At 45.1% G+C, this 6980-nt stretch carries 9 protein-coding genes; 3 read left to right on the top strand and 6 right to left on the bottom strand.

The features are described 5' to 3' along the window. Positions 1-185 precede the first annotated feature (185 nt). Positions 186-890, top strand: a complete 705-nt coding sequence (locus AAX04_RS09305) for a G1 family glutamic endopeptidase (RefSeq protein ID WP_066797341.1) — start codon at positions 186-188, stop codon at positions 888-890. Further along, positions 857-1105, top strand: a complete 249-nt coding sequence (locus AAX04_RS11985) for a hypothetical protein (protein WP_156519789.1) — start codon at positions 857-859, stop codon at positions 1103-1105. Before AAX04_RS09305 ends, AAX04_RS11985 begins: the two co-directional genes overlap by 34 nt. An 809-nt stretch (positions 1106-1914) precedes the next feature. Here AAX04_RS11985 and AAX04_RS09300 read toward each other — a convergent pair. Both AAX04_RS09300 and AAX04_RS09295 read right to left on the bottom strand, forming a co-directional pair. Further along, entirely contained in the window at positions 1915-2079 is a 165-nt protein-coding gene (locus AAX04_RS09300) for a 30S ribosomal protein S30e (RefSeq protein WP_066797338.1), read from the bottom strand. 475 nt (positions 2080-2554) lie between these two features. Beyond that, a complete protein-coding gene (locus AAX04_RS09295) occupies positions 2555-2761 on the bottom strand; it encodes a hypothetical protein (RefSeq protein ID WP_066797335.1) in 207 nt (68 codons plus the stop codon). Between the two features lie 98 nt (positions 2762-2859). On the opposite strand from AAX04_RS09295, the gene AAX04_RS09290 reads away from it, so the two are divergent. Continuing rightward, the gene (locus AAX04_RS09290; protein WP_066797332.1) at positions 2860-4368 is read left to right on the top strand and encodes a hypothetical protein; all 1509 of its coding nucleotides are present in this window, start codon (positions 2860-2862) and stop codon (positions 4366-4368) included. 362 nt (positions 4369-4730) lie between these two features. On the opposite strand, the gene AAX04_RS09285 is transcribed toward AAX04_RS09290, so the two are convergent. The 4 genes from AAX04_RS09285 to AAX04_RS09270 all read right to left on the bottom strand — a co-directional run bounded on the left by AAX04_RS09285 (position 4731) and on the right by AAX04_RS09270 (position 6882). Further along, positions 4731-5096: a hypothetical protein gene (locus tag AAX04_RS09285; RefSeq protein ID WP_066797329.1), complete on the bottom strand. Its 366-nt coding sequence runs from the start codon at positions 5094-5096 to the stop codon at positions 4731-4733. Positions 5097-5185: 89 nt separating this feature from the next. Continuing rightward, positions 5186-5422, bottom strand: a complete 237-nt coding sequence (locus AAX04_RS09280; RefSeq protein WP_066797327.1) for a hypothetical protein — start codon at positions 5420-5422, stop codon at positions 5186-5188. A 6-nt stretch (positions 5423-5428) separates the two neighbouring features. Further along, on the bottom strand, positions 5429-5719 hold the full coding sequence (locus AAX04_RS09275; RefSeq protein ID WP_066797325.1) for a hypothetical protein: 291 nt from the start codon (positions 5717-5719) through the stop codon (positions 5429-5431). Positions 5720-6099: 380 nt separating this feature from the next. Continuing rightward, entirely contained in the window at positions 6100-6882 is a 783-nt protein-coding gene (locus tag AAX04_RS09270; protein WP_066797322.1) for a hypothetical protein, read from the bottom strand. Positions 6883-6980 lie beyond the last annotated feature (98 nt).

Genomic DNA, 6980 nt, shown 5'->3' with positions numbered 1-6980 from the left:
ACGTATTCGGCTTCAACATCATAGCACCAAACGGAACCAGGATAGGCATAATAGGCGTCTGACCCCTTCCCCGCCCTTAAGGGGTGGGGGTTTCTTGGGGTCTTGGAGGTTACCCCGCTTTATCGGGGCTACTGAATACTTCAGCAGAGCAGGGGTTAATAAAGCTATCACTAAACCTAATCCCAATGGGCGGTGTCTTCCCACCAGGCTACATTTACCTACACATAAACCTAGTCCCAAAGGCATACGTGCAGGCTCTGAATAGCCTTAGGGCGTCTGTGGTGGGGGCTTCTTACACATTTGCGAATTGGGCTGGTTACGTATTCTCATATGACTCAGGGCAGTCACCGTACGGCAATGACACGTTCGCCGGTGTTAATGCCTCAATATCCGTGCCAAGTGTTTCAGTTAACCCAGCCTGCCCATCAAATGAGACTCAGGCTTTGGTTGCCTGGGTTGGCCTCTCACCAAGTTTAAGCATTGAGTGGACTGTGCCGTATATTCAAGCTGGCTGGGAGTGGGTGTATCCTCCAAGCAGCCTTGGCTACTACTTCCTATGGTGGGCGTCTGCGGCGGAATCACCACCCTCACAACCCTACCAGATTCAGCCTGTGCAAAGCCCATTCTCCACGCAACCCAGTTCAGCGGTGGAGGTAACCATAGCCTACCAGGGTCCTAGCACCAGTGGGCAGCAGTGGGGCATAACCTACGTGCTATACTACCCAAACGGCACCGTATACAATGTGACCACAGTAACCGTAAGCCCAACGTCCTACTCTGATTATAATTGGGAGGCTGCGCAGTACATTGTTGAGACTCCGGAGATTGAGCTGAGTAATGGTGTGAAATACTATGCATGCCATCCGTCAACCCAAATTACGTTACTCTAGCCGGTAATGAGGTTTGGGATGCCGTCACACCGGCAAATGCGCATGGGACTCCCTCCTGGACATGCATAAATTCACTGTATGGGAATGCCTCAATGGGGTTGGGTACACTTTACTACTACTACATCACATTAAGCTATGGTGCCCAATCAGCCCAACCATCAACCTACGGCGGCGTCTGCGGAAGCTTCAACGTAACACTATACCCACCAGGATAACCCCCAAAAATCAAATCCAGACGGAAAAGCTAAAAATAAAATTAAAAACATCATCAACGTGCATTCACAATCTTCCTTTCAGTGTTTTCCCAGGCTTCCCCACCATGGCAGTACCCCGCTAATTGCCTAGGCCCACAACCACCAGGATCTCGGAAACCCAAGACAACCAATAAAAGCACTAGAGTTAAGTTTTATAAACTTATCTGGGGACTAACCATTAACAGAAATAAGCACCACAAATGATTATGAAAACCGAAACAGCCCAGCATAACCCTAACCAACCCCCAGACCGATTCATAGTATCAACCACTATACCTAACCTTCAGCCAACCCACCAGGCACAAACCCACGGCAAACAACAAAGCACCAACCCTCCACACAACCTACCACGCATCATGGATACCAGCCAACCCAACAACAAAATCAACAACCAGGAGGAAAAAAGCTCGGCTTCATTGTAGCTAACGTGAGGTGGAGGAAGGCACCCGAGGAAACTCTCTGCGTCATGGCTGATAGGCTCCCAAACCTAGGCACGGGGAGGGAAAAAGAGCAACGAAGCCAAGTGACTAACAGCCACAAAAAATGACTGACTGCTCATTGGCTTCACAGCGGCACCCTCCAACTCAATAATAGCAAAAAGATTAAAAGATTATAAGTTCTCCACTACTTACAGCATTAGGATTTAGAAGTAATTAAAAATAATGAGTAGCCACGTAAAAACGCTACAAACAAGCAGAAACACAACCCAAACCAAAGTCAGCGTATAGCCCGCCGATCACCAATCACCCCTCTCAAAAAACATCACCAAACTAAGAAGCACCACCAACCTGCTGCTGACCAGCATAAACAACCCTACGCCTATAATTACGCCAATTCCTCAACCTAGGAACCAAATCCCTCCTAGGCCTAGCAGGAATCTTAGGCGTCTGACTCCTCACTTTACCTGCCTTAGTAAGACTCCCGTGACTTGGTATATACAGTCACCTAATACCCTATTCTTATTACGCTTTATAAGTTTTTTCCCTTATTAGCTTATAGGGTTTTTATGATATTTACCAGGTGCTCTTGGTTGAGTCTTAAACGATTTAATCGTGCCTTGTGGTGTTATTGAGTTTTCTGGGATTAAGATTAAGGGCTACAGCAAAGCTGTAGATGACGCATGCGCTTAGTGATGTTGCTGTGATCGACATGGTTTAAGCTATGATCTCCTCCACGCCTCAGAGAGGCGGGGTTTCGTTGCGGGGTCTTGGAGATTACCCCCTCTTTGGGGGTTACTGAAAACCCTAATAGATGCTGGTATTTATAGATCCATTCCACGTAGTGAGCAACCCCACCTTAAAAGGGGCGAGACTTGTCTCGTTGTCACTTGTAAGTGTATGTAGAGGAGTATCTCAGAAAATGTTGACTTTACGATATAAGAGACGTTTGTGCCGATGTTTTATGCCTTAACTAATTATCTTGTTTTTCATCGATGGGCACTTTATCTATGTCTATTCCCATGTTTAGCAGTGTGAATTTGGATACGTAATGTTGTTTATCTGGCCAGTGGACCACGTATGCCTGTCTATATTTGCCCTTTCTGACCTTTACCACTAATGTCCCGTAGTTACCACATATAGGGCATTTTATCCTAATGCCTAGATTTTTGTAGCCCACGCTCCGTTTACATGTTTTATATTTATATTTCTTTCGCTTCGTTTTAATTACGCCATATGGAGTAAAGTTTAAATATCCCTTTTCGTCCTACTATTTTCGTGGTAACCTACGGTGATCTAATAAAGGACATTGATGACTCCGAGGTAGAGTTGACTCAATTACCGGTACTACTGCACGAACTTAGCGATAAGATAGCTAAGAATTGGCTTGAGTTGAAGAGCAATCACGAATACACTAGAAGCATTAGGAAAACGGCCCTCAATTACGCATTTCTCGAACTTAAGCCCTCGTTTAAACTAAACATAATTACGAAAATGGGTAATGAGGTTAACAAGGATACGTTAAGGCAAGTACTAGCTGGCTTAGGTATTAGCGATCTTCACATTGGCGAGGACCTAATCACAACGTCTACCCCAGATCCAAAGTTAACTGCAGCCATTATCTACACGCTTAATGGTGTGCTTGGCAAGAGAAGTATCACTGTATACTCTTACCCAATGGTCATTGAAGGATCTAGGAAGTTAAGCATTTCATATCACATCATGATTAAGCATACTGGAGAGTTAAGTGATTTTACAGTGAATGTAGATAAGGTTAAGTTACTTATCAATAATTCATCAATATCTGATTACCTGCGTTCTTGGCTGGTTTCTGTGGTTGATGATTGGGGTAACGTCAAAGTTAAGAAGGGTGTTCGCTTTGTTTGGTATGCTGTTAATGGCCTGCTTGGTAGGGGTTCCATGTTTGGTTGGTTTACTGGTGATGGTGTCCTTGGTCATGTTGATAGGGGTGGCTTTGATGTTGGCTTCTCCTTCGTTGTTGATGATGCAGTTAAAACCTTCATGGACAACTTCCTATGTCACCTCTACGATTGCGGCGGTAAGTTCTTTGGTGGTTCCAGTGCCAAGAACAGTGAGCATTATGTTGTTTGCCCTGTTAAGGCTGCCGTGATTAATGATATTGTTTCCGTGGCTAGTTCCTGGCCTGAATACGCCCTGGTTGATAGGGTTCGTGAGCTGCTTGAGGCCGTTAAGTACTCGACTCCATGCCTCAGCTACAGGAGGTACCCTGTGGTTAACGTGCTTGGGCATGAGCTCATACTCCGTAAGCACAACATGGGCCGTGGGTGGTACTTGACTAAGGTGAGTAATGATAGGGAGTTAATTGAGGGGATTGCCAATGACCTGAGGGCCGCTGGTTTTAACATCAACGTTAGGGAGGTTGATAATGGGCTTGAGCTCTACGTCCCCATTGAGGACACTAAGAGGATTTTGAGGATGCTTGGGCTCTACGAGAAGTTCTACGGTGAGCCAAGGAAACTACCCGGCATTGACGAAGCAATCAAGGTGCTTAGTAATTTCCCCATCAGGAAGTGGCACGTGCATGTTGGTAGAGAACGAAACTCAAGGGGTTATGAGTACGAAGAAACCTGCCTATTAATATCCCTAGGAAACTCAGAGGCTGCGGCCAAACTTAAGGAAGCCTTAACCAACATGGGCATTAGGGTTCGGAAGGTTGTGTGGGGCACCGTTGTGATTTGCAACCCGGAGGATAGGGAGTTGGTTACGAGGGCTCTGCAATCCCTAACTAGGCAGGGTAACGGTTAAACACCACCCTTTGCATGTGGTTAATCACCGTCTCTCCGGAGGCGGTAGAGGTTTGTTGTCTCCACCGTCTCCTTCTCGACGGTCGCCCCAGGCCCCCTCACCGCAGCGGCTCCCCACTAGTCGCCTAGGGTTCCTTGCCACTACGGATCTCGGAAACCCAGGGTAACTGTTAAGAAGTTCTAGAGCTAGGTTTTTAAATTTAACTGGGGATTAACCATTAACAGAAATAAGCACTACAAATAATCATGAAAACCAAAACAGCCCGTGTACACTTAGCATTAGAACCGTTAAAAAGCTTGGCCTTAAGGTTTATTGAGTTAGGCTTACCTCAGTAAACTTTAACCATGGCTTTAACCGCAGACTTACAGTGTACCTGAGCTTACTGGTGCGTTTAATGCTGCTGTTCCTGATGCCGTGTAGAAAATGTAGGTTGAGTGGAGATTCCAGTTGGTTGTCCCTGATGCCACCTGGCCGGAGACACCGTACCCGTTTATACTTATGCCGAGGTAGAAGCCGGTCGTCTCCTTAACGTTAACTTGAGATGCCGGTGGCGAGAAGTTAACCTTCGGTGTAGCTAAAGGTCCCCACCCACTCCACTTCTGGCCAGCAATTGTTATCATGTTCTTGAAGATATACCCAGGTATGCCACCGGTGTTTATCCAGGCTGTGGCCCAGTAAATGTTCACACAATCAGTCTCATACTCCACCCACTGCTGGGACCTAGTCACGGTTAACCCAAATAAACTCGTAAGAATTCACTCACCGTCAGCCTCAGCGGTCAAGTCACCGGGTGTCTTCGGCTTGAAGACTATTAGAGTTATGTTGTAAGGTATGTACCTAAGTAGAGCGGGGCTGTCTTATTGACCCTCTGCAGGACTGATGGATCCAACGTGTACGTAACCTTAAACATGGAGTTATTTGAATAAGCGGCTACGCCTGGAATCGGCCAGATGTTGGACATGAAGTAATTCAACGTAATGTTCCTCCCCCTGTACGTAACCCATCCCTTAAGTTCATTAGGTGCGATTAGTATTACCGCCCAGTTAAGCCTCATGAAGGCTCATGGGGCATCTTCGTAAAGTTGCCTAAACCCACTAATACTCGTTATGTTAAAGGTTAGGGTGGTTCCATTGGGTGACATCAAGGCGGCTAATCCACCTTTACTGAATTGAAGCATAGGGTATGGATTGGTTACTGTTGTGCCGTTGGGGTACGTAATAAATTCATTAACCTTAACCGTTAATCCAGCCGGTGGGTAGTATAGCATATTGTGCATCACAATTAGTATTGCTAGCGGAAGCAGCATAGCCACGCCAAGGGTAAGTAGCCCCCTTCTAGTGTAGCCGCACATAAGTTAATACACCACCTAGAGTTTTTTCGCAATGATGCATCATGTAATCTTACATGACTACCCGATAGTAACTTACCTAAGGGGACTTACATTAAAGCTTGGTGATAATCAAGGCGGAGTAAAAGGCTATATAACCTTAAAGTTAATAAAGCAGTGGCTTTAAGAGGGATCGTAATTTTTAGCTCTCCCGCTCGGTTTAGTGACTTATGTTTACATTACCTTACTACTGTAAGTACTTACTAGCTTCTTTGCCTTGTGCTTCCTTGGCTAATCCTTTTGACCTCCTTTTGACTACACTGCAGTGAGGGCTACTGGCTTTATGTATTTGGATTAAGTTACGGTGGCTTATGGAGTACCTTGCATTAGCTTGAAGGTGAAAATTAGCCGAGATAACTGTTTCCTGAAACTTTAAGGTTCGTTAATCCTCTCGGTTGAGCAGTTGCTCCATATGGAATTACTGTCCCATTACTCAATACTAATATGTATCCTCCATTAAAATTAATAACTTGTAGCTGGTATGCTAATATTTCACCTGCAACCGTTCCAGTTACATTTTCCCAGTTAAATATAGGGAGACCTGCAAGAAGATTCTCTGATGTTGCCTGATTCGTGTCTAATGCTTTTACTATGTTGTTTATCCATGGTTCGTACGTGTAGAGTCCGGCTACGTAGCCCTGGTTTATTAGATTGGAGTCAATTACTGGGTATTGTTGCCCGTTTATTGTTACATTCTCAATTGGTAGTGTTACTACCCCTTGCTTCCCCATGTCCCCTGCTCCAATTAGGTAGAATAGGCTTAATGGTACGAATGGTTGACCATTATATGGGTTTATTTGCCCAGCATTCTGGGCATTCAGCCATTGCATCTCGTTATACTGCTGAAGTAAGTATTGTCCATCTGTCCCTCCCAACACGAATTGCCCAAGGTCATGCAGGCCCCCATTTAAATCATAATACATAACATCCACCACTGGGTAAGGCTGTCCATTAATACTAACCATCTCCCCAGTAGGTACCAATGCAACGTATGGGGCATTTACATTAATATAACTAATCCTTAGGCCAAATAAGGAAAACCAACCCATCGACAAGGCGATTATTCCAAAGATCGCTAAGTCACTAACACCCACAATCACATACATCATAACCACACCCGTCCTCATAACTCACCACTAAATTATACAGTAGCTAAAATTTTTAAAAACCTTTCGTTTATTTAAATCATTACTATTGATGGAGGGAGTTTGGACTTTATTAGACT

This window comes from Caldivirga sp. MU80, assembly GCF_001663375.1.
Classification (GTDB): Archaea; Thermoproteota; Thermoprotei; order Thermoproteales; family Thermocladiaceae; genus Caldivirga.
This window is presented reverse-complemented; position numbering and strand designations above follow the sequence as displayed.

Coding starts and splice junctions, on each gene's coding strand:
- AAX04_RS09305 (WP_066797341.1), top strand. CDS start 186: ATGGGCGGTGTCTTCCCACCAGGCTACATTTACCTACACATAAACCTA.
- AAX04_RS11985 (WP_156519789.1), top strand. CDS start 857: ATGCCATCCGTCAACCCAAATTACGTTACTCTAGCCGGTAATGAGGTT.
- AAX04_RS09280 (WP_066797327.1), bottom strand. CDS start 5,422: ATGAGGCTTAACTGGGCGGTAATACTAATCGCACCTAATGAACTTAAG.
- AAX04_RS09275 (WP_066797325.1), bottom strand. CDS start 5,719: ATGTGCGGCTACACTAGAAGGGGGCTACTTACCCTTGGCGTGGCTATG.
- AAX04_RS09270 (WP_066797322.1), bottom strand. CDS start 6,882: ATGAGGACGGGTGTGGTTATGATGTATGTGATTGTGGGTGTTAGTGAC.